Genomic DNA, 20,371 nt, shown 5'->3' on the forward strand with positions numbered 1-20,371 from the left:
CGGGCATGACGACCTCATTGCACTTCGATGAAGTCTCTCTGGAGTCCCTCATGTCCTGGCCGTCCCGCAATCTCGGCTGCTGTTTCGATCCGTCGGCCGACCCCGACAAGGTCGCGATCTTCGATCTGCGCGATCAGGAGCGGCCGCAGGAGATCACTTACGCCGCGCTCGATGCCGCCTGCGATGCGGTGGCGCGCGGGCTGCTCGGCCGCGGCCTGAAGCGCGGCGACCGCGTCGGCATCCTGTCGCTGAATTCCGCGCCGATGATCGCGGCCTATCTCGGCATCATGCGGGCGGGCCTGGTCGCGGTGCCGATCTCGTTCAAGCTGGCGCGCGAGACGGTCGACTACATCGTCGGGGACGCCGATCTGCGCGCGGTGTTTCACGACCACGACCGCGCCGCGATGGTGCCGGCCGGCGTGCTCGGCATCGATTTCGACGCGCCGGACGGTTATGCCGCGCTGCTCGATCCCGGCCCGTTCGTCGCGGTCGAACCGGTCGGCCGCGAGGTCGCGACCATCCTCTACACCTCGGGGTCGACCGGCATGCCGAAAGGCGTGCTGCTGTCGCACGAATCGCAGATGTGGGCGCTCGACACCGCGGCGCGCGCCGGCGACCGCTCGCAGCATCGCTACATCGTCGCAGCCCCGATGTTCCACATGAACGCGACGATCAGCGCCAAGACCGCGCTGCATGCCGGCGCCTCGATGGTGCTGCTGCCGTCGTTCGACGCCCGGCGCTACGCCCAGGCGATCGCGCAATATCGCGTCACCTGGCTGACCTCGGTGCCGACCATGCTGGCGATGATGGCGCGCGAGCAGGATCTGATCAAGACGCTCGACTTCTCCTCGGTGACCAATGTGATGATGGGCTCGGCGCCGCTGACCAAGCCGCTGGTCGAGAAGGTGCGCGGCATCTTCCCCGGCGCCGCGATCAGCAACGCCTACGGCACCACCGAGGCCGGCCCCGGTGTGTTCGGCCCGCATCCCGACGGCCTGCCGCGCCCGGATACGGCGGTCGGCTATCCGACCGAGGGCGCGCTCGCCGAATTGCGCGAGGGCGCCTCGCCCGACGAGGGCGTGCTCTACATGAAGAATCCGATGCTGATGGAGGGCTACAACAACCGGCCCGACAAGACCGCCGAAGTGATGCGCGACGGCTGGTATCGTTCCGGCGACATCATGCGACGCGACGAAAACGGCTTTTTCCATTTCCTCGGCCGCGCCGACGACATGTTCGTGGTCGGCGGCGAGAACGTCTGGCCCGGCGAGGTCGAAAAGCTGGTCGAGCGGATGCCGGGCGTGCATCAGGCCGCGGTGGTGCCGGTGCCGGACGAGATCAAGGGCACGCTGCCGTTCGCCTTCGTGGTGAAGCAGGACGGCGCCGCGATCGACGAGGCCGCGGTCCGGAAATTCACCATCGACAACGGCCCGGCCTTCGCCCACCCGCGCTTCGTCGAATTCCGCGCCGCGATTCCGCTGTCGGCGACCAACAAGCCGGACCGGCGCGTTCTGACCGAGGAAGCCGAGCAGATCGCCGCAAAGCGCCGCGCGGCCGGCGAGCGGGGGTGATTACCGCTGCGGCCGAGGAATACGGACCGAAGGCGGTATTTAGGCACCCGGTGCCTTACCCGGCTAAGGTACGCGACTTCGTTTCACTACGAAGGGACAGCTTGGCAGATTGACATTTGCTGCACTGCGCTCAAGTGATGGGCCGAAAGTTGGGATTGAAAGGCGAAAGCGGATGGGCGGTGTCCCGCCGCGGCCGCCGCTGACCCGGCCGGATCGACGCGTAACCGCAGGAGCATGGAGATGAGTGCCGTGGTTCGGATGTTCTATAATGTGCCGGTGATCGGCTGGCTGGTGAAGGATGCCGTCCACGGCACGCCCGAAGCCAAGTATTTCTTCGCCTTCAACATCGTGGTGCTGCTGATCGGCGGGATCTATTTCATCGGCTATCCGCTGCTGATCACGCTCGGGCTGATCGGATCCGCGGCCGGCCTGTCCGGCCTGGTGCTGCTGACCTGCGGCGACGCCTTCGACCGCCGCGCCGCCAAGGCCGTCGCCCGCGCCCCGGCCCCGCCGGTCCGCAAACCCTCGATGCGCCGGGCCGCCTGAGTCCGTTCTCGCGGCCACGGCCGCGGTCCGGGCTGGGTGCGATCAGTTCTCTAGTCGCGCGCAGGTCTGCGCCAGGCGCTGCCATCCGGCGTCATCGCCCGGCAGGCCGAACCGATACAGTCGCGGGCTGTGCGCGAAGCCGCGGATCAGGATGCCCGCGCGCGCGAAGCGGTCGACCAGATCGCTTTCGTCCGCGCTCTCATACAGCCCGAACAGATCGGTGCCGCCGCACGGCCTGAGTTCGGCGGCCGCCAGCGTCGCGTCGAGCCGGCGGCGATCCTCGGCCAACCGGCTGCGCGCGGCCTCGATCCAGTCGCGGTCGCGCAGCGCCATGGTCGCGATCGCGCAGGCCGGGCCGGACGCCGCCCAGTCGCCGAGCAGATCGCGCCATCGCTGCGCCTCGTCGGCATTCATCGCGACGAAGCCGAGCCGCAGCCCGGCGAGGCCGAAGAATTTTCCCAGCGAGCGCAGCACCACGACGCCGCGCCGCAGCGGTCCGCCGCGCAGCAGTGACGCTTCGGGCGCGAGATCGCCGAACGCCTCGTCGACCACGAGGCGCTTGCCGGCCGCGCTCCAGCGCTCCGCAAACGCCGCCAGCGCATCCTGCGCGATCAGGCGGCCGTCCGGGTTGTTCGGATTGACCAGCACCACGGCATCGAGTGGTGCTTGCAGATCGGGCAGGGCGCTCAGCTCCTGCACCTCGGCGCCCGCCGCCCGCCAGGCGGCGGCGTGCGAGCCGTAGGTCGGCGCGAGGATGCCGACACAGGCGATCGCCCCTGGAGCCACCAGCACGCGCGGCGCCAGCCGGATCGCGATCTCGCTGCCGGGCACGGGCAGCATCGCGGCGCCGTCCGGCAGCCCATAAGCGCCCGCGGCGGCGGCGCACAGATCGTCGATTTCACTCGTCAGCGGCAGCCGCGCGAACCACGACGGCGGCAGCGGCGGGATCGGATAAGCGATCGGATTGATGCCGGTCGACAGATCGATCCAGGGCCGCGGTGCGTCGGGATAGCCTTTCTCCGCGACGTCGATACGGCCGCCGTGAATGCGCAGCGCCGTCGCCGCGTCTGCCGTCAAGGCGTCACCAGCCAGTAGCCGCCGACCACCAGAATCAGCGCCAGCGTGATGATCACTCCCAGCACCGCGGCGACGATCGCCGGCAGGCTGTGATCGTCGAGCCAGCGTTGCAGCTTCCGTTCCAGTCCCAAACCCATCGATCGCTCACTTGTCCTGCGGCTCAGCCGGCGAGGGATTCTGCAGCCGGGCCGCTGATCTAGCACTTTGCCGGCCGGCGCGCGCCAGTTCGCGTGCGGCGAAAGGTTCCGACCTTCGCCTGCGGCAACGCCGCTCACTTCCCCCGGAACCAGCCGCCGCGTCCGGATTTGACCCGTGAACAGGAGATTTGCAATGTCGATCCGCTTTCAAATCGCGGCGCTGGTTTACATGATGATCAATGCGGTCGTGTTCGGCGTCGGCCTCGTGACCGTCATGACGTTCCCGTCGCTCGCGCGCCACGCCTTCGACCTGATCCCCGCTGTGGTCGTCGCCAGTTTCGTCCTCGCGGCGCCGCTGGCTTGGCTGATCGCGCCGCGGCTGCGCGCGCGCTATGGTCGTCGGCAAAGTGTCGCGGCCGGCCGCTGAGCCGCGGCGGTTCGCCGCCGCCGCCCGTTGACAAGGATCAACGCCCGCCGAATGCTATGCGGCATACGAGTAGCAGGGTGTGGTGAACGGCGGTCGCGATGAGCTTGCCAGATCTCGGCTGGTTGCAGCGTTTCCCGGCTCTGGCCGGAATGCCCGACGCCGAGCGCGCGCCGCTGACCGGCGGTGCGATGGCGATGAGCCTTCCCGCCGGCGCGACGGTGTTCGCGCCGGATCAGCCGTGCAATATGTTCATTCTGGTCACCGGCGGCACCGTCCGGGTGTTTCAGCTCGACGCCGAGGGCAACGAGATCGTGCTGTACCGGCTCGGTCCAGGCAGTATCTGCATTCTCACCACGCTGGCGCTGCTCGCCTCCGATAGTTACAGCGCCTTCGCCGTCACCGAGACGCCGGTCGAAGCGGTCGGGCTGCCGGCGGCCACCTTCAACGATCTGATGGCGCGGTCGGCGGAGTTCCGCGGCTTCGTCTTCCATGCCCAGGCGGCGCGGATGGCCGACCTGATGGCGGTGATCCAGAACGTCGCTTTCGCCTCGATCGACTCCCGGCTCGCCGCGCGGCTGCTGGCGCTCGCCGACGACAGCCGCGGGCTGTCGATCACGCATCAGCAACTCGCCGCCGAGATCGGCACCGCGCGCGAAGTCGTCAGCCGTCACCTCAAGACGTTCGAACGCCGCGGCTGGGTCAGCCTCGGCCGCGGTCGGGTCGAATTGCGCAACGCCGCCCCGCTGCGCGCCGCCGCGCAGGCCGGCCGCTGAAGGCGCATTCGCCGGCGGTGACTTCGTCACAGACCGTGTGTCCCGCGCCCCTTACACGTCCATTGTCACTCAACCAACCGAGGGGAATTCAAGATGACCGTCAACATGGGAATGATCGACCGCCTGCTGCGCGCCATCGTCGGCGCCGGCCTGATCTACTGGGCGCTGACCAACCCCGACGCGTGGTGGGCGTGGATCGGCGTGGTGCCGCTTCTGACCGCGGCGATCGGCTTCTGCCCGGCCTACACGCTGTTCGGCATCCGCACCTGCCCGGCCAAGCAGTCCTGATCGACCGCGGTTTGTTGAAGCTCCCGGAATCGGCTACGGCCCGATCCCGGGAGTTGTTCTCTTTCAGGTGAGACCATGCACAAGAACTGGATCGAATTGACCGGCGAGTTGTCGACGGCGTTGCGCGAAGTGCGCGGCGGCGCGCCGGACGTGATGAAAGGCTTCTCGGCGATCGCGCAGGCGGCGCTGAAGGCCAACGCGCTCGATACCAAGACCAAGGAACTGATCGCGCTGGCGATCTCTGTGGCGACCCGCTGCGACGGCTGCATCGGCTTTCACGCCGAGGCCGCGGTGCGGCAGGGCGCCACCCGCGAGGAGATCATGGAAACGATGGGCATGGCGATCTACATGGGCGCCGGCCCCAGCGTGATGTACGCGGCGCAGGCGGTCGAGGCCTACGATCAGTTCGTGCAGAAGAAGGCCGCGGCGGAAACCGCCAATTCCGCTGTGCGGTAGCCGCACCCGGCTCCGCAGCGGCGCGGGTTGCGTCGCCGCGCGCGCTGCGTCATATGGTCTGCCTCGACTTTAGAGAGTGGACCATGGCGCACCCGATCCAGGACGTTCTGCAAGCCTTCGCTGCCGGCGAAATCGTCGTCGTCACCGACGACGACGATCGCGAGGGCGAGGGCGATCTCGTCGTCGCGGCCTCGCTGTGCACCGCCGAGAAGATGGCGTTCATCATCCGCCACACCTCCGGCATCGTCTGCGCGCCGATCACCATGGACGACGCGCGACGGTTGCGGCTCGACCCGATGGTCGCGCACAACGACAGCAACCACACCACCGCCTTCACCGTCTCGATCGACTACAAGCCCGACAACGGCACCGGCATCTCCGCCGACGAGCGCGCCTCGTGCTGCCGCGCGCTCGCCAATCCGAACGCCGGCGCCAACGACTTCGCGCGGCCGGGCCACATCTTCCCGCTGATCGCGCGCGACGGCGGCGTGCTGCTGCGCTCCGGCCACACTGAGGCCGCGGTCGATCTTTGTCGTTTGGCGGGTCTGCCGCCGGTCGGCGTGATCAGCGAACTGATGAACGATGACGGCACCGTCACCAAGGGCGCCCAGGTCGTCGAATTCGCGAACAGGCACAACCTCAAGCTGGTCACCATCGCCGATCTGATCGCGCATCGTCAGGCGCGCGAGAAACTGATCGAGCGCGTCGCGACGTTCCCGCTGGAGAGCCCGATCGGCCCGATGCAGGGCTACGCCTATCGCTCGCCGTTCGACGAGATCGCCCACGTCGCCTGCGTCTACAACGGCATCGGCGACGGCAAGAACGTGCTGACGAGGTTCCACAAGCCGAACATCGTCAAGGAGATCTTCACCGGCGCGCGCCGGATGGAAGCGGTGCTCGAGCATTTCAAGAAGAACGGTTCCGGCGTGCTGATTTATCTGCGCGATGGCGCCGCGGGCGTTCCGGTGGCGCCGATCGACGCGCCGAAATCGGCGGAAGCCGATCGCCACCGGCAATGGCGCGAGATCGGCGTCGGCGCGCAGATCCTGCGCGACCTCGGCGTCTCGTCGATCCGGCATCTCACCTCGTCGCAGATGGACTACAAGGGCCTGTCGGGTTTCGGCATCGAGATCGTCGGCAACGAGCACCTTGAAGGCACCTGACCAACGTTTTACCTTCCTGCCGTCGCACCATGCGGCGGCGTCCTGAAAGGATGATCGATGAGCGTTCGCGCCCAAACCAAGGACAAGCCGGCTCCCGCGAGTTTCAAGTGGGACGACCCGCTGCTCCTGGAAGATCAGCTCACCGAAGACGAGCGGATGATCCGCGACACCGCCCGCGCCTACGCGCAGGACAAGCTGCTGCCGCGCGTCAGCCAGGCCTATCTCGAAGAGAAGACCGACCGCGAGATCTTCAACGAGATGGGTTCGCTCGGCCTGATCGGCATCACGCTGCCCGAGGACTACGGCTGCGCCAATGCCAGCTACGTCGCCTACGGCCTGGTGGCGCGCGAGATCGAGCGCGTCGATAGCGGCTATCGCTCGATGAACTCGGTGCAGTCGTCGCTGGTGATGTATCCGATCTACGCTTACGGCGACGAGACCCAGCGCAAGAAATATCTGCCCAAGCTCGCCTCCGGCGAATGGGTCGGCTGCTTCGGCCTGACCGAGCCCGACGCCGGTTCCGATCCCGGCGGCATGAAGACCCGCGCCGAGAAGGTCGCCGACGGCTATCGCCTGACCGGCACCAAGATGTGGATCTCCAACGCGCCGATCGCCGACGTGTTCGTGGTCTGGGCGAAGTCGGCTGCGCACGACAACCAGATCCGCGGCTTCATTCTCGACAAGGGCATGAAGGGCCTGTCGGCGCCGAAGATCGGCGGCAAGCTGAGCCTGCGCGCGTCGATCACCGGCGAGATCGTGATGGACGGCGTCGTGGTGCCCGAAGAGGCGCTGCTGCCCAACGTCTCCGGCCTCAAGGGTCCGTTCGGCTGTCTCAACCGCGCCCGCTACGGCATCTCCTGGGGCGTGATGGGCGCCGCCGAAGACTGCATGCACCGCGCCCGGCAGTACACGCTCGACCGCAAGCAGTTCAACCGGCCGCTCGCCGCGACGCAGCTTGTTCAGAAGAAGCTCGCCGACATGGAGACCGAAATCGCGCTCGGCCTGCAGGCGTCGCTGCGCGTCGGCCGGCTGATGGACGAGGGCCGGGTCGCGCCGGAGATGATCTCGATCATCAAGCGCAACAATTGCGGCAAGGCGCTCGACATCGCCCGCGTCGCCCGCGACATGCACGGCGGCAACGGCATCCAGATCGAGTACCACGTGATGCGCCACGCCCAGAACCTCGAGACGGTCAACACCTACGAGGGCACCCACGACGTCCACGCCCTGATCATCGGCCGCGCCATCACCGGGATTCAGGCGTTTTCGTAAGGCGGATAGGCACAACCTCTCAACGTCATTCCGGGATGCGCCCTCTTGGGCGCAGACCCGGAATGACGAACGCGTAGGATGGGTTGAGCGCAGCGAAACCCATCGCGACGACCAAGATGGGTTTCGCTGACGCTCAACCCATCCTACGAACTAACAACAACAAACATCACCGGGAAACGCATGAGCGACGCCAGCGACACCTCCGACGACGTCCCGTTCAATCGCGACTTCCCGCTGAAAGCCGGCGTGGTCGAGGAAATCCGCCCCGGGCTGCGCCGCGTGCTCTGCAATAACCCGTCGCCGTTCACCTTCACCGGGACGGTCAGCTACATCATCGGCACCGGCAAGGTCGCGATCGTCGATCCCGGCCCGGACAGCGAGGCCCATGCGCAGGCGCTGATCGACGCGGTGAAGGGCGAGACCGTCACCCACATTCTCGTCACCCACACGCATAAGGACCACTCGCCCGGCACGCCGCGCCTCAAGGCTGCGACCGGCGCGACTGTCTATGCCGAAGGCCCGCACCGCGCCTCGCGGCCGTATTTCGAGAGCGAGACCGTGTCGACGGAATCCGGCGCCGACCGCGCCTTCAGGCCCGACGTCACGATCCGCGACGGCGACGTGATCGAGGGCGACGGCTGGGCGGTGGAGGCGGTGGCGACGCCGGGCCACACCGCCAACCACATGGCGTTCGCCTGGAAGGAGCGCGACGCGATCTTCGTCGGCGATCACATCATGGGCTGGTCGACCTCGATCGTGGCGCCGCCGGACGGCTCGATGGTCGACTACATGGAGTCGCTCGACCGCCTGATGGCGCGCCCCGAGCAACTCTATCTGTCCGGCCATGGCGCCGAGATTCTCGAAGGCCCGCGCTATTCGCGCTTCCTCAAGCGCCACCGCCAGGCCCGCGAAGCCTCGATCCTGCATCGCCTCGCCAAGGGCGAGACCGATATCCCGACCATGGTCCGCGCCATCTATATCGGCATCGACCCGCGCCTGATCGGCGCCGCCGGCTATTCGGTGCTGGCGCATCTCGAAGACCTGGTGACCCGCGGCATCGTTGTGACCGACGGCGACCCGCTGATCGGCGGGCGCTACAGGCTGGCGAAGTAACAAGCAGCACTGCTTCACGCACCACCCTCATGGTGAGGAGCCCGGCATCGCGCAGCGACGCCGGGCGTCTCGAACCATGAGTTATAGGGCACTTCGCTTGCAAGCCCATCCTTCGAGACGCCCGGCCTCGCCCTGCGGGCGTGGCCAGGCTCCTCAGGATGAGGTTGAGCGTGTAGCGGCGCTCGTCACTTCTTCGCCCCCGCCTTGCCCTTCGCCGGCTTCGGCTCCGGCTCGGGCTTCGGCGCTGGCGCATTTTCGGCGGCGCTGGTGATGGCTTCGCTGAGTTTGGCGATGCGCGCGGCGTTGCTGCCGAGGTCGCTGTCGAAAAAGCGCGAGGCGGAGCGGATATCGATCCGGGAGCCGTCGCCGTCGGGCAGGATTCGGATCGCGACGTCCTCGGGCAGGCCCATCACCGCGGTGCGGGCCACCGCCTCGATATGGCCCTCGCGGCGCGGCAGTTGCGGCGGTCGCGCGTCGACCACGCGCCATTTGCGCTTGTTGATCAGGTTGAGCGTCACCTCATAGGCGCGCTGCACCGGCAGGTCGATCTGCACGGTCTCGATCCCCGGATAGGCGCCGCGCTGCAGCTCGGCGGAGTAGAGGCCGGCATAGACTGCGGGATTGGCGCCGTCGCTGGTGCGCAGCCGCGCCAGCGTCTCGAATTTCGGCGGGTCGATCGGGTCGGTGGTGATGTCGTGGATCGCGGGCAGCGTCCGATAGTGCCAGCCGAGATAGGACGGGTAGGCGAGGATCAGCACATCGATCAGCAGCGCCAGCAGGATCCGCGCCATGCCGCGCGAGCCGTTCTGCCAGATCGCCGCGAAGCCGGCCAGCGCCAGCAGGATCGACAGCCCCGCGAGCGCCAGCGCCCCGAAGAACGTCGCCATCGCCGGGCGCACTTCGAGGAAGTCGAACCGCACCAGCAGCGTCGAAGCCACCGCGGTGATCGCGGCGAACACCGCGAGATAGCGCGCCCAGACGGCGAGGCGCGAGACGGGCTCCATCTGATAGGGAGCGTTGAATCTGCGCGCCATCGGGTCCGTTTCGAAAGGTTCGGGGCCGCGCCGGCCGCAATCGTGCCGCGCCGCAACCGATCCGTTGAGACCATGGCGGGCGGCGAATTTCAAGGCCGGATTGGGGTCGGCCCAATCGCTGCGCAGCGCCATTCGACATTCCACCTCAGCGTGCGGAGGTGTTCGTCGCTGCGATCACCGTCTGCTCCCTCTCCCGCTTGCGGGAGAGGGCTGGGGTGAGGGCGACGCGGGCAGGGAGGCTGCGATTCGTCGAACTGCCGCTGCCCCCACCCGGATCGCTGCGCGATCCGACCTCCCCCGCAAGCGGGAGAGGTTGCACCGTGCCGGTGGCGACGCCTTGCGAAAACAGCAGTCCTCAGGCCGCCGCGTTCGGCAGGCTGTAGGTCTTGAACTGATCGCGCAATGCGGTCTTCAGGATCTTGCCGGTGGCGGTGTGCGGGATCGCATCGATGAACACGATGTCGTCGGGCATCCACCATTTGGCGATCTTGCCGTCCATGTATTGCAGGATCTCGTCGCGGGTGCAGGTGACGTCCGGCTTGAGCTGGCAGATCAGCAGCGGCCGCTCGTCCCATTTCGGGTGATACACGCCGATCACCGCGGCTTCCGCCACCTTGGGGTGGCCGACCGCCAGATTCTCCAGATCGATCGACGAGATCCATTCGCCGCCGGACTTGATCACGTCCTTGGAGCGGTCGGTGATCCGCATATAGGCGTCCTTATCGACGGTGGCGACGTCGCCGGTGTCGAAGAAGCCTTCGTCGTCGAGAATGTTGGTATCGACCCGGAAGTAGGCCTTCGACACCGCCGGTCCCGACACTTTCAGCCGGCCGAAGGTCTTGCCGTCCCACGGCACCTCCTTGCCGGCATCGTCGGTGATCTTCATCTGTACGCCGAACGGCGGATAGCCCTGGGTCGAGAGCCGGTCGAGGCGCTCGTCGCCGGTGGTCTGGTCGAACGGCGGCTTCAGCGTCGCCAGCGTGCCGAGCGGGCTCATCTCGGTCATGCCCCAGGCGTGGCGCGCCTCGCAGCCCATGTCGACGAACGCCTTGATCATCGAGCGCGGCATCGCCGAGCCGCCGCACACCACCATCTTCAGATGCGGCAGCGTCAGCTTCTCCTTCTGCATGTATTGCAGCAGCATCAGCCATACGGTGGGCACGCCGGCGGTGTGCGTCACCTTCTCGGTCGACAGCAATTCATACACCGAGGCGCCGTCGAGCTTGGCGCCGGGCATCACCAGCTTGGTGCCCATCGACGGCGCCGAGAACGCGATGCCCCAGGAATTGGCGTGGAACAGCGGCACCACCGGCAGCATGGTGTCGGCGGCGCGGGTGCCGAGCGCGTCCGGGTTGTTGGCCATCAGCGCGTGGATCACGTTGGAGCGGTGCGAATACAGCACGCCCTTGGGATCGCCGGTGGTGCCCGAGGTGTAGCACATCGCCGCGGCGGTGTTCTCGTCGAAGGTCTTCCACTGGAAGTCGCCGTCGGCCTCCTTCAGCCATTCCTCATAGGCGACCGCATTCTTCAGCGTGGTCTGCGGCATGTGCTCCGCGTCGGTGAGCACGATGTAGCGCTCCACGCTCGGCATCTTGTCGGCGATCTTCTCGAGGATCGGCACGAAGGTGAGATCGGTGATCATCACCCGGTCCTGGGCATGATTGACGATCCAGACGATCTGGTCCGGAAAAAGCCGCGGATTGACCGTATGGCAGATCGCGCCGATTCCCATGATGCCGTACCAGCATTCCAGATGCCGGGCGGTGTTCCAGGCGATCGTCGCGACCCGGTCGCCGAGCGTGATGCCGGCGCGGTCCAGCATCTGGCTCACCTTCAGGGCCCGTTGATGGATCTGCGCATAGGTGGTGCGGACGATCGGCCCCTCCACCGAACGTGTGACCACCTCCTGGTTGCCATGGACCTGTGCCGCATGCTCGATGATCCGGTGACACAGCAAAGGCCAGTCTTGCATCAGTCCAAGCATCAAATCGTTCCTCCCGATTGTTATCCCTCATGGATTGGCGGCGACCTTAGCGCGGAGACAGCCCGGCGAAAACGGTCTTGTCGCAATTTGTTCCGCGGCAAAGCGTCGATCCTGGCGGTGCTGATCGCGCTGGTTGCGTTCGCCGCGCCGGCCGCACTGGCGCGGGACGGAATCCCGCTGCCGAAGCCGCGTCCCGCCGAGGCGCCTTCGTCCGAAGCTGCTCGCGCGGCTGACAAGCCGGACGCCGACGCGCCGCAGACCGAGGCCGCCAAGCCGGAATCGACGCCGGAAGCGCCGCCGCAGCCGCCGCCGCCGACGGCGTGCCGGCTGGCGCTGACGCCGGCGATCGCGATCGCGCCGAGCCTGCCCGACATCACCGGCCCCGGCAGTTGTGGCGGGACCGATCTGGTCAGGCTCGAAGCGGTCGTCCTGCCCGACGGCAGCCGCGTGCCGCTGACGCCGGCGGCGACGCTGCGCTGCCCGATGGCGAGCGCGCTCGCCGCCTGGGTCCGCGCCGATCTCGCGCCGCTGGCGGCGTCGCTCGCCACGCGTCTCGTCGCGCTCGACAATTACGATTCCTACGATTGCCGCGGCCGCAACCGGGTGCGCGGGGCCAAGCTGTCGGAGCACGGCCGCGCCAATGCGATCGACCTGCGCGGCTTCAAGCTGGCCGACGGCCGGATGCTGTCGCTGACCGATCGCGCCGCGCCGCTCGCGGTGCGCGAGCGCGTGCGGCAATCGGTGTGCGAGCGCTTCGCCACGGTGCTCGGCCCGGCGTCGGACGGCTATCACGAGGAACACATCCACCTCGATCTGGCCGAGCGGCGCGGCGGCTACAAGATGTGCCAATGGGCGGTGTGGGAGGCGCTGCCGGCGATCGCGCCGCTGCTGCCGGCCGAGCGCCCGGCCGAAGCGCCGCCGCGGCAGGTCGCGGCCGGTGAGGACGGCGCGCCTGGTGCCGCCCCGGCTCCGCCGCAGCCCGAGGCCGCCGGCCCGGATCAGGCCGAAGACGCCGCGCGCCAGCAAGCCGAACCGCCGCCGCCGCCCGCCAAGGGCCAGAAGGCCCGATCGGCCAAAAGCAAGCCGGCCGACAACAAGCCCGCCAAGCCGGCCCCGGCCATTGCGCCCACGCCCAAGCGTCACGACGACCGGCGCCCGTAGTCGGGACACCTGCAATCCAACCTCTCCCCGCGCGCGGCAGTGGCCATCGCATAGGATCACCCTCCCCTGGAGGGGGAGGGTCGCTCGCGTCAGCGAGCGGGGTGGGGTGGCGAAGAGTTCATCCTCCGTGCGCGCGGCTCACCCCACCCCGTCACGCATCCCGCGATGCGGGCTGCGCGCCGACCCTCCCCCTCCAGGGGAGGGTGAAGAGAGCTCCGGTGCGATAGCCATCGACATTCCATATTCGATTGCCCGCCGCGCGCGGGGACGACACGCTGATCAGCAGCGCGAACACCGCGCAATAAAAAAAGCGCCGGAAAACCGGCGCTTTTTCGAAATCTGCGGACCAGATCCGCGCGCCTCGCGTCGTGCTTACTGCGTCGCGGTGCCGCTGCCCTGCGCCATCTTCGAATTGTACGGCGAGTCGCCGTGCTTCGGCTCAAGCACCACCACGATGGTGCCGTTCTTGACCCGGGTGTAGAGGTCGATGACGTCCTCGTTGGTCATGCGGATGCAGCCCGAGGAGATCGAGGCGCCGATATATTCCGGCTGGTTGGTGCCGTGGATCCGGAACAGGGTGTCGCGGTTGCCCTGATACAGATACAGCGCGCGGGCGCCGAGCGGGTTATCGACGCCGCCGGGCACCGAGGCCGGTAGGCCTTCGATCCGCTTGTGGATGTCCGCGGTGGGCGTCCACTTCGGCCATTCCGCCATGTTGCCGACCCGGGCGATGCCGGAGAACGCCAGCGCTTCCTCGCCGACGGTGACGCCGTAGCGGATCGCCTTGCCGCCGTCCTGCACCAGATAGAGATAATGGTTGTCGGAATCGACCACGATGGTGCCGGGCGTTTCCTTGCGGTGATAGTCGACGATGGCGCGGCGGAACTGCTCCGGCACCGTGACCTTGGCGTAACGCGCCTTGGCAAGCTGCGCCTTGTCGTTCGGCTTCAGCGTCGCTTCGGGGGCGGCCTGGTAGGTGGTCTGCATGCAGCCCGACAGCAGCAACCCCACCGCCAGCAGTCCCAGTCTCGATGCCATCGACGCCATTCTGTTGTTCCAATCGACCTTCTGCGCTGGACAGTGGCTTCCGGCGCAACGCTTCCAGCGCAAGACGTCCGGCGCGCGATCTGCCGGCGCAATACCGCTGCTTCACGACTTCCGCGAAATCATGATTCCACAATCTTGATTATCGCTGAATGGCCGATGGTTTCCAGCGTGCAGATCGCGGTTTCGCGCGACGGAAGTCTACCTGTGGTAATTATGCCTCAGAAACCCGGTGCGCTGGTCAATCCCTGTGCATTTGTCGTCGCCTGCGGGCATGTCACAGTCGCGTCACCGACATCGGCAAGGTTCGCCGCCGCTGCGGATTGGTGCTTGCCAAATCCGGCCCCGTTGCGCAGTGACGGGCCGAGCCACCCCCGCGGATCGTCGTCCGTCCTGTCCGGAGTTGCCATGCTTGCCCTCTTTGCCCCCGTCGATTCCGCGCTGAAGCGCGCCTCCTCGCTGGATTACGACGCGCTGCCGGAGGACACGGTGTGGATCGACCTCGAGCGGCCGACGCCGGACGAGGATCGGGCGGTGGAAAAGCTGGCCGGGATCGCGGTGCCGACCCGCGAGGACATGCAGGAGATCGAGATCTCCAGCCGTCTCTATATCGAGAACGGCGCCCGCTACATGACCGCCAGCCTGATGTGCGGCGCCGACACCACCTCGCCGCGGCTGTCGCCTGTCACCTTCATCCTGGCCGGCAAGCGCCTGGTGACGGTGCGCTACGACGAGCCGCGGCCGTTCGCGGTGATCGAGAACCGGCTCGCCCGCACCCCGTCGTTCAACGCCACCGGCGAGACCGTGCTGCTCGAACTGCTCGACGCCGTGATCGACCGCTGCGCCGACATTCTGGAGCGCGCCGGCGCCGACGTCGACGACGTCAGCCGCGAGATCTTCGAGCCGGAGGGCTCGGCCCGCACCGGCCACCAGAAGCGCTATTCCGAGATCCTGATCGCGATCGGCCGCAAGGGCGACCTCGTCTCCAAGGTGCGCGAGAGCCTGGTCTCGATCGGCCGGCTGGTCGCCTTCCTCACCGTCGAGGGCGAGGGCCTGAAATGGCCGAAGGACAGCCGCACCCAGCTCAAGACCATGCAGCGCGACGTGATCTCGCTGACCGACCACGCCAGCTACCTGTCGAACAAGATCACCTTCGTGCTCGACGCCATGCTCGGCGTCGTCAATCTCGAGCAGAACAACATCATCAAGCTGTTCTCGGTGATGGCCGTCGTCCTGATGCCGCCGACCCTGATCGCCTCGGTCTACGGCATGAACTTCAGGCTGATGCCCGAGCTGCAATGGGAGCACGGCTACCCGATGGCGCTCGGCATGATGCTCTGCGCCGCGATCGGGCCGTATATGTTCTTCAAGTGGAAGAAGTGGTTGTAGGGCGATTAATTAGTAGGGTGGGCAAAGCGAAGCGTGCCCACGTCCGGCCGAAGCTGAAGCAGGGTGACGAACACGCGTGGGCACGGCGCAAGCGCGCCTTTGCCCACCCTACGTCGCTCACCGAGTCGCACGGAGCGGACCGCGCAGCGTAGTCCGCTCTTGCATCGGCGCAAGGATGCTTCGAGACGATCGTCCGGGCAATGCCTCTCAATTGTCATTCCGGGGCGCGAGCATCGCTCGCGAGCCCGGAATCCATATCCCCTGGACTCGCGGTGAGGCGCAGCGCCGCAACCCTCATGCCTCACCGCCGAACGTGGTGGTTATGGATTCCGGGTTCGCGCCGACGCGCGTGACCGCGCGTCGGCGCGCCCCGGAATGACGACCGAGATGGCATGGGGTGGATCGGCGAGCACTGCAAAATCCTTCGTTGCGCCTATTGACAGAATTCCTATTATGATTATAGTCCGCATCGTCCTGTCCGTGAGGGGCGCTTCGCGAGGCGTCGTACAAGCGGGACAGATCGGCGGGCCGGGCAACCGGTCCGGAACGATAGTTCGATCAAGCCGGCACGGTGCCGGGGAAATCGAACAGACGCGGCGTCCTGCGCGATGCGCCTCGCAAGCGTGTCGTCCGGGAGGCTTCGGGGACCCGTCCGGGCCTACTACGAGGCTCTGCGACTTGTTAGTTCGCTGCACGGGGGCAGGCGAAGGCGGCGTAATCCGCCGGACCGTGGGGTTTCATTACCCTTGCCTGTCAACGGAAGCACGGGCCCGAAGACAGAAAGCGCCGCGGTGGGCGCGCCGGAAGGCGATGCGCGATCCTTCGCAAGAAGTGATCGCGAGAACCACCACCAACCCGCGCCGACCGGCGCGCCCCCACCCCTCGCTGCGACAGCGACGGGTGCACAACTCGGGCTCGATGGAGCCGCGAGAGTAAATCGCCGTGGCTGTTTGAGAATTGAACCGGACGTCGCGATGGGGCCCGACCTTCGCCACCCTCACGCCCGTCATGCGCGGGCTTGACCCGCGCATCCATCGCGCGCGCGAGCGCCATGGACCTATGCTTTTACGAAGTAGGATGGATTGCCGGGTCGAGCCCGGCAACGACTTCGTTCAACAGGCGCTACTTTCCCTCTCCCCTTGTGGGAGAGGGTGCCTGAGACGCGGAGCGTCGAAGGCGGGTGAGGGGGAGCGTGATGCGCATGCCGTTCCTTGCGGCTTACCCCTCATCCGGCGCGGCGTTGCCGCGCCACCTTCTCCCACAAGGGGAGAAGGATGAAGGGGGCGCGAGGCGCCTCACCGCCTTGCCCTGAAAAATTCCCGCAGCATCAAAGCCGCCTCGCGTTCGCCGACGCCGGAATAGATCTCCGGCGCGTGGTGGCAGGTCGGCTGGCCGAAGAAGCGCACGCCCGACTCGACCGCGCCGCCTTTCGGGTCGAACGCGGCGAAATACAGCCGGCGGATGCGCGCGAACGAGATCGCGCCGGCGCACATCGTGCAAGGCTCCAGCGTGACGTAGAGGTCGCAATCGACCAGCCGCTCGCTGCCGAGTTTTCGCGCGGCTTCGCGGATCGCCAGCAGCTCGGCGTGGGCGGTGGGGTCGCGGTCGGTCAAAGTGCGGTTGCCGGCACTCGCGATCACCGCGCCGGCGCGGACGATGACGCAGCCGATCGGCACTTCGCCGGCCTGCCCGGCGGTTTGCGCGGCGGCCAGCGCCAGATCCATGAAAGAGGGCGTCGTCATATGGCTCGTATCGTCCCGAAAACTCTGCTAGGAGACCCCATTCAGCAAAAGTGGATGCCGGTTTTGCGTCGACCATGCGCCTTCTTCGAGAGCGCCAGTCTACGTCGTGAGAGCCCGTTCCCGACCGCTTGAGCCCCATTCCCGATCCCGACCGGATCCTGCAGAAAGACCAGTCATGCCCCGCGACACCGACAAAAACAACGCTTCCGCGCGGGGTCGCCGCGATCGGCCCGGCGCAGGCAAGGGCGCGTCCGGCGGCAAAGGCGGCTTCGGCGGCAGAAGCGCGGGCGGCAAGGGGCCGGGCGGCGGCAAGGGTGCCTCCGGCGGGAAGGGCCGGTCCGGCGCGGCGCGCGGCCCGGAGAAGAAATTCGCCAAGCGCGGCGAGGGCACCTATGAGCCGCGCGGCGACAAGCCTTTTGCCAAAAAAGCGCCCGGCGGCGATGCCAAGCGATCGTTCGGCGGCGAGGGCAAGCGGGCTTATGTGAAGCGCGACGGCGCCGCGCCGCGCCGCGATTTCGCCGATCGGCCGCGCCGCGACGATGGCGACGCGCCGCGTCCGCGTTTCAACCGTGACGAGCGCCCCGCGCGCAGCGGCGGTGAGCGTCCCGAGCGCGGTCCGCGCAAGGAGTTCGGCGACAAGCGTTCGTTCGCGCCCCGCGAGGGCGGCGACAAGCGGCCGTATACGCCGCGCGCCGACCGCGGTGACGGCGCCCGTCCGGCAGGCCGGTTCGGCGACAAGAAATTCGGCGACCGCAAGCCTTATGCATCGCGTGAAGGCGGCGAAAAGCGCCCCTACACGCCGCGCGAGGGTGGCGGTGAAAAGCGGCCTTATACGCCACGCGAAGGCGGCGGCGAGAAGCGTCCTTACGCAGCGCGCGCCGGTGGCGAGAAGCGCTCTTTCACCCCGCGTGGGGACGGCGAGAAGCGGCCCTATACGCCGCGCGCAGGCGGCGACAAGCGGCCTTACGCGGCCCGCGATCGCGGCGGCGAGAAGCGTTCCTATGCGCCGCGCGGGGACGGCGAGAAGCGGCCCTTCACGCCGCGCGAAGGCGGCGACAAGCGCCCGTTCAAGCCGCGCGAGGGCGGCGATCGGAAATTCGGCCGCGGCGCCCCGGATCGTGGCCCGCGCAAGGAGTTCGGCAGCCGTCCGGATCGCGGCGCCGATCGCGGCGAGTCCAAGCCGTGGCAGAAGCGCGACGGCGCTTCCGCCGAGCGGGGCGAGCGCGGCCCGCGCAGCTTCGACAAGCCCCGCTTCGACAAGCCGCGCGAGGATCGCGGCGGCGATCGTCCCAAGTTCGAACGCCGCGAACGGTCGGGCGACTGGCACGAACATCCGCGCAGCGAGACCCGTTCGGCCGATCGTCCGCGCAGCCGCGACGCCGGCGAGCGCGGCTTCGACCGGCCGCGCCGCGCCAACGAGGACGACACCAAGATCTTCGCCAAGCGCCCGGCCTTCGGTGGCCGCGGCGCCTATCGCGAGCGGCCCAAGACCGAGCCGAAGAAGGAACGTCGCGCGCCGCCGGCGAAGGACGATACCAAGACCGGCGATCGCATCGCCAAGGTGGTGGCCCGCGCCGGCCTGTGCTCGCGCCGTGACGCCGAGGCCTGGGTCGCCGAGGGCCGCGTCGCGGTCAACGGCCAGGTGATCGACAGCCCGGCGCTCGACGTGATGCCGTCCGACGTCATCACCGTCGACGGCAAGCCGTTGCCGGAGCGCGAGCGGACCCGGCTGTTCCTGTATCACAAGCCGCGCGGGCTGATGACCACCCACGCCGATCCCGAAGGGCGGCCGACGGTGTTCGACAATCTGCCCGAAGACCTGCCGCGCCTGATCTCGATCGGCCGGCTCGACTTCAACACCGAGGGCCTGCTGCTGCTGACCAATGACGGCGGGCTGGCGCGGGCGCTCGAACTGCCGGAGACCGGCTGGCTGCGCCGCTACCGCGTCCGCGCCCATGGCGAAGTCACCCAGGCGCAGCTCGACGAACTGCGCAACGGCATCGAGGTCGACGGCGTCAAATACGGCGAGATCGAAGCCAGGCTCGAACGCGACCAGGGCGCCAATGTCTGGCTGGTGTTCGCGATCCGCGAAGGCAAGAATCGCGAAGTCCGCAACGTGCTGGCGCATCTCGGCCTCGAGGTGAACCGGCTGATCCGGGTCTCCTACGGCCCGTTCCAGTTGCAGGAGATCGAGGAAGGCCAGGTCGAGGAGGTCAAGACGCGGGTGCTGCGCGAGCAGCTCGGCGACAAGATCATCAAGCTCGCCGAGGCCGATTTCGGCGGCCCGTCGCCGAGCGAGACGCGGCCGAAGCCGCGCCCCGGCAAGCCCGTCACCGCTGCCGAGGCGGCGCCGGCGCCGAAGAAGAAAGCCCCGACCAAGCGCGGCGCGGTCGAGGATCGCAAGGGCCGCAAGGTCAAGGTCGAGCGCACCGGCAGCGGCGAGCGCGACCCCTCCCGTGGCCCCGCCCGCCGCTACCACGGCAAGCGCGAAACGCCCCGCGAGGACTGAGCGATGCGCGTGATCGGCGGGCGGCTGCGGGGCCGCAATCTGGTGGCGCCGTCGTCGCAGGGCATCCGCCCGACCGCGGACCGGCTGCGCGAGTCGCTGTTCAACATCCTGATGCACGCTTACGCCGATCCGATCGGCGACGCGCGCGTGCTCGATCTGTTCGCCGGCACCGGCGCGCTCGGCATCGAGGCCGCCTCGCGCGGCGCCAAGTTCACGCTGTTCGTCGATAACGGCGCCGAGGCGCGCGCGCTGCTGCGCGCCAATGTCGAGGCGCTGGGCCTCGGCGGAGTCAGCAAAGTGTATCGCCGCGACGCCACCAATCTCGGCCCGGCGCATCCGGTCGAGCCGTTCGCGCTGGCGTTTCTCGATCCGCCCTATCGCATGGGATTCGCAGAGAAAGCGCTGGTATCACTTCGCGATGGCGGCTGGCTCACGCCCGACGCGCTGGTGATCGTCGAGGAAGCCAAGGACGCGGGCTTTGCGGCGCCGGACGGTTTCGTCGAGCTGGAGCGGCGCGCTTACGACGATACGGAATTCACGATGTTGCGGTTCGGAGCAAGCGAGTAGTAGCCCGATCGTGTTAGGCACCTACTATCAACGTCATTCCGGGGCGCGCGAAGCGCGAACCCGGAATCCATAACCCCTGCGCTGTCAAAAAGTGCATGGCGCATCCACGCCGTGCTTA

At 67.8% G+C, this 20,371-nt stretch carries 19 protein-coding genes; 13 read left to right on the forward strand and 6 right to left on the reverse strand.

The window, feature by feature from the left end; translation table 11 throughout:
* Nucleotides 1-50 precede the first annotated feature (50 nt).
* Nucleotides 51-1,571, forward strand: coding sequence for a class I adenylate-forming enzyme family protein (locus SR870_RS22620; protein ID WP_322515734.1), 1,521 nt, complete (start codon nt 51-53; stop codon nt 1,569-1,571).
* Nucleotides 1,572-1,811: 240 nt separating this feature from the next.
* Nucleotides 1,812-2,117, forward strand: a complete 306-nt coding sequence (locus SR870_RS22625) for a hypothetical protein (protein ID WP_322515735.1) — start codon at nt 1,812-1,814, stop codon at nt 2,115-2,117.
* Nucleotides 2,118-2,159: 42 nt separating this feature from the next.
* On the opposite strand, the gene cobD is transcribed toward SR870_RS22625, so the two are convergent.
* Complete coding sequence (gene cobD / locus SR870_RS22630; protein WP_322515736.1) at nt 2,160-3,194, reverse strand: threonine-phosphate decarboxylase CobD; 1,035 nt, start codon at nt 3,192-3,194, stop codon at nt 2,160-2,162.
* Entirely contained in the window at nt 3,191-3,331 is a 141-nt protein-coding gene (locus SR870_RS22635; protein ID WP_322515737.1) for a hypothetical protein, read from the reverse strand. The genes cobD and SR870_RS22635 overlap by 4 nt, the downstream gene beginning before the upstream one ends.
* Before the next feature lie 193 nt (nt 3,332-3,524).
* Here SR870_RS22635 and SR870_RS22640 point away from each other — a divergent pair, with 193 nt between their 5' ends.
* The 7 genes from SR870_RS22640 to SR870_RS22670 all read left to right on the forward strand — a co-directional run bounded on the left by SR870_RS22640 (nt 3,525) and on the right by SR870_RS22670 (nt 8,823).
* Nucleotides 3,525-3,758, forward strand: a complete 234-nt coding sequence (locus tag SR870_RS22640) for a hypothetical protein (protein WP_322515738.1) — start codon at nt 3,525-3,527, stop codon at nt 3,756-3,758.
* A 98-nt stretch (nt 3,759-3,856) separates the two neighbouring features.
* Complete coding sequence (locus SR870_RS22645; protein WP_322515739.1) at nt 3,857-4,531, forward strand: Crp/Fnr family transcriptional regulator; 675 nt, start codon at nt 3,857-3,859, stop codon at nt 4,529-4,531.
* Between the two features lie 93 nt (nt 4,532-4,624).
* Nucleotides 4,625-4,819: a DUF2892 domain-containing protein gene (locus SR870_RS22650; protein ID WP_322515740.1), complete on the forward strand. Its 195-nt coding sequence runs from the start codon at nt 4,625-4,627 to the stop codon at nt 4,817-4,819.
* Between the two features lie 75 nt (nt 4,820-4,894).
* The gene (locus SR870_RS22655; protein WP_322515741.1) at nt 4,895-5,275 is read left to right on the forward strand and encodes a carboxymuconolactone decarboxylase family protein; all 381 of its coding nucleotides are present in this window, start codon (nt 4,895-4,897) and stop codon (nt 5,273-5,275) included.
* A gap of 83 nt (nt 5,276-5,358) precedes the next feature.
* Complete coding sequence (gene ribB, locus SR870_RS22660) at nt 5,359-6,438, forward strand: 3,4-dihydroxy-2-butanone-4-phosphate synthase (protein ID WP_322515742.1); 1,080 nt, start codon at nt 5,359-5,361, stop codon at nt 6,436-6,438.
* 57 nt (nt 6,439-6,495) lie between these two features.
* Nucleotides 6,496-7,710 carry an acyl-CoA dehydrogenase gene (locus tag SR870_RS22665; RefSeq protein WP_322515743.1) on the forward strand — a complete coding sequence of 405 codons (1,215 nt, stop codon included), beginning with the start codon at nt 6,496-6,498 and terminating at the stop codon, nt 7,708-7,710.
* Between the two features lie 180 nt (nt 7,711-7,890).
* Nucleotides 7,891-8,823, forward strand: coding sequence for an MBL fold metallo-hydrolase (locus SR870_RS22670; protein WP_322515744.1), 933 nt, complete (start codon nt 7,891-7,893; stop codon nt 8,821-8,823).
* Between the two features lie 185 nt (nt 8,824-9,008).
* Here the strand turns inward: SR870_RS22670 and SR870_RS22675 are convergent, their stop codons facing one another.
* Together SR870_RS22675 and SR870_RS22680 are read right to left on the reverse strand one after the other, a co-directional pair.
* Entirely contained in the window at nt 9,009-9,857 is an 849-nt protein-coding gene (locus tag SR870_RS22675) for a DUF1499 domain-containing protein (protein WP_322518351.1), read from the reverse strand.
* A gap of 355 nt (nt 9,858-10,212) precedes the next feature.
* The gene (locus SR870_RS22680; RefSeq protein WP_322515745.1) at nt 10,213-11,841 is read right to left on the reverse strand and encodes a fatty-acid--CoA ligase; all 1,629 of its coding nucleotides are present in this window, start codon (nt 11,839-11,841) and stop codon (nt 10,213-10,215) included.
* Nucleotides 11,842-11,928: 87 nt separating this feature from the next.
* Here SR870_RS22680 and SR870_RS22685 point away from each other — a divergent pair, with 87 nt between their 5' ends.
* A complete protein-coding gene (locus tag SR870_RS22685) occupies nt 11,929-13,002 on the forward strand; it encodes an extensin family protein (RefSeq protein WP_322515746.1) in 1,074 nt (357 codons plus the stop codon).
* Between the two features lie 372 nt (nt 13,003-13,374).
* On the opposite strand, the gene SR870_RS22690 is transcribed toward SR870_RS22685, so the two are convergent.
* Entirely contained in the window at nt 13,375-14,049 is a 675-nt protein-coding gene (locus SR870_RS22690) for a L,D-transpeptidase (RefSeq protein WP_322515747.1), read from the reverse strand.
* Between the two features lie 405 nt (nt 14,050-14,454).
* On the opposite strand from SR870_RS22690, the gene SR870_RS22695 reads away from it, so the two are divergent.
* Entirely contained in the window at nt 14,455-15,435 is a 981-nt protein-coding gene (locus SR870_RS22695; protein ID WP_322515748.1) for a magnesium transporter CorA family protein, read from the forward strand.
* Nucleotides 15,436-16,730: 1,295 nt separating this feature from the next.
* On the opposite strand, the gene SR870_RS22700 is transcribed toward SR870_RS22695, so the two are convergent.
* Complete coding sequence (locus tag SR870_RS22700; protein ID WP_322515749.1) at nt 16,731-17,177, reverse strand: nucleoside deaminase; 447 nt, start codon at nt 17,175-17,177, stop codon at nt 16,731-16,733.
* 175 nt (nt 17,178-17,352) lie between these two features.
* On the opposite strand from SR870_RS22700, the gene SR870_RS22705 reads away from it, so the two are divergent.
* Nucleotides 17,353-19,686 carry a pseudouridine synthase gene (locus SR870_RS22705; protein ID WP_322515750.1) on the forward strand — a complete coding sequence of 778 codons (2,334 nt, stop codon included), beginning with the start codon at nt 17,353-17,355 and terminating at the stop codon, nt 19,684-19,686.
* A gap of 3 nt (nt 19,687-19,689) precedes the next feature.
* Entirely contained in the window at nt 19,690-20,253 is a 564-nt protein-coding gene (rsmD, locus tag SR870_RS22710; RefSeq protein WP_322515751.1) for a 16S rRNA (guanine(966)-N(2))-methyltransferase RsmD, read from the forward strand.
* Nucleotides 20,254-20,371: the final 118 nt, after the last annotated feature.

Source organism: Rhodopseudomonas palustris (genome assembly GCF_034479375.1).
GTDB lineage: Bacteria > Pseudomonadota > Alphaproteobacteria > Rhizobiales > Xanthobacteraceae > Rhodopseudomonas > Rhodopseudomonas palustris_M.

Coding starts and splice junctions, on each gene's coding strand:
- SR870_RS22700 (WP_322515749.1), bottom strand. CDS start 17,177: ATGACGACGCCCTCTTTCATGGATCTGGCGCTGGCCGCCGCGCAAACC.
- ribB (WP_322515742.1), top strand. CDS start 5,359: ATGGCGCACCCGATCCAGGACGTTCTGCAAGCCTTCGCTGCCGGCGAA.
- SR870_RS22620 (WP_322515734.1), top strand. CDS start 51: ATGTCCTGGCCGTCCCGCAATCTCGGCTGCTGTTTCGATCCGTCGGCC.
- SR870_RS22650 (WP_322515740.1), top strand. CDS start 4,625: ATGACCGTCAACATGGGAATGATCGACCGCCTGCTGCGCGCCATCGTC.
- SR870_RS22670 (WP_322515744.1), top strand. CDS start 7,891: ATGAGCGACGCCAGCGACACCTCCGACGACGTCCCGTTCAATCGCGAC.
- SR870_RS22705 (WP_322515750.1), top strand. CDS start 17,353: ATGCCCCGCGACACCGACAAAAACAACGCTTCCGCGCGGGGTCGCCGC.
- SR870_RS22635 (WP_322515737.1), bottom strand. CDS start 3,331: ATGGGTTTGGGACTGGAACGGAAGCTGCAACGCTGGCTCGACGATCAC.
- SR870_RS22690 (WP_322515747.1), bottom strand. CDS start 14,049: ATGGCGTCGATGGCATCGAGACTGGGACTGCTGGCGGTGGGGTTGCTG.
- SR870_RS22680 (WP_322515745.1), bottom strand. CDS start 11,841: ATGCTTGGACTGATGCAAGACTGGCCTTTGCTGTGTCACCGGATCATC.
- rsmD (WP_322515751.1), top strand. CDS start 19,690: ATGCGCGTGATCGGCGGGCGGCTGCGGGGCCGCAATCTGGTGGCGCCG.
- SR870_RS22695 (WP_322515748.1), top strand. CDS start 14,455: ATGCTTGCCCTCTTTGCCCCCGTCGATTCCGCGCTGAAGCGCGCCTCC.
- SR870_RS22675 (WP_322518351.1), bottom strand. CDS start 9,857: ATGGCGCGCAGATTCAACGCTCCCTATCAGATGGAGCCCGTCTCGCGC.
- SR870_RS22665 (WP_322515743.1), top strand. CDS start 6,496: ATGAGCGTTCGCGCCCAAACCAAGGACAAGCCGGCTCCCGCGAGTTTC.
- SR870_RS22640 (WP_322515738.1), top strand. CDS start 3,525: ATGTCGATCCGCTTTCAAATCGCGGCGCTGGTTTACATGATGATCAAT.
- SR870_RS22625 (WP_322515735.1), top strand. CDS start 1,812: ATGAGTGCCGTGGTTCGGATGTTCTATAATGTGCCGGTGATCGGCTGG.
- SR870_RS22655 (WP_322515741.1), top strand. CDS start 4,895: ATGCACAAGAACTGGATCGAATTGACCGGCGAGTTGTCGACGGCGTTG.
- SR870_RS22645 (WP_322515739.1), top strand. CDS start 3,857: ATGAGCTTGCCAGATCTCGGCTGGTTGCAGCGTTTCCCGGCTCTGGCC.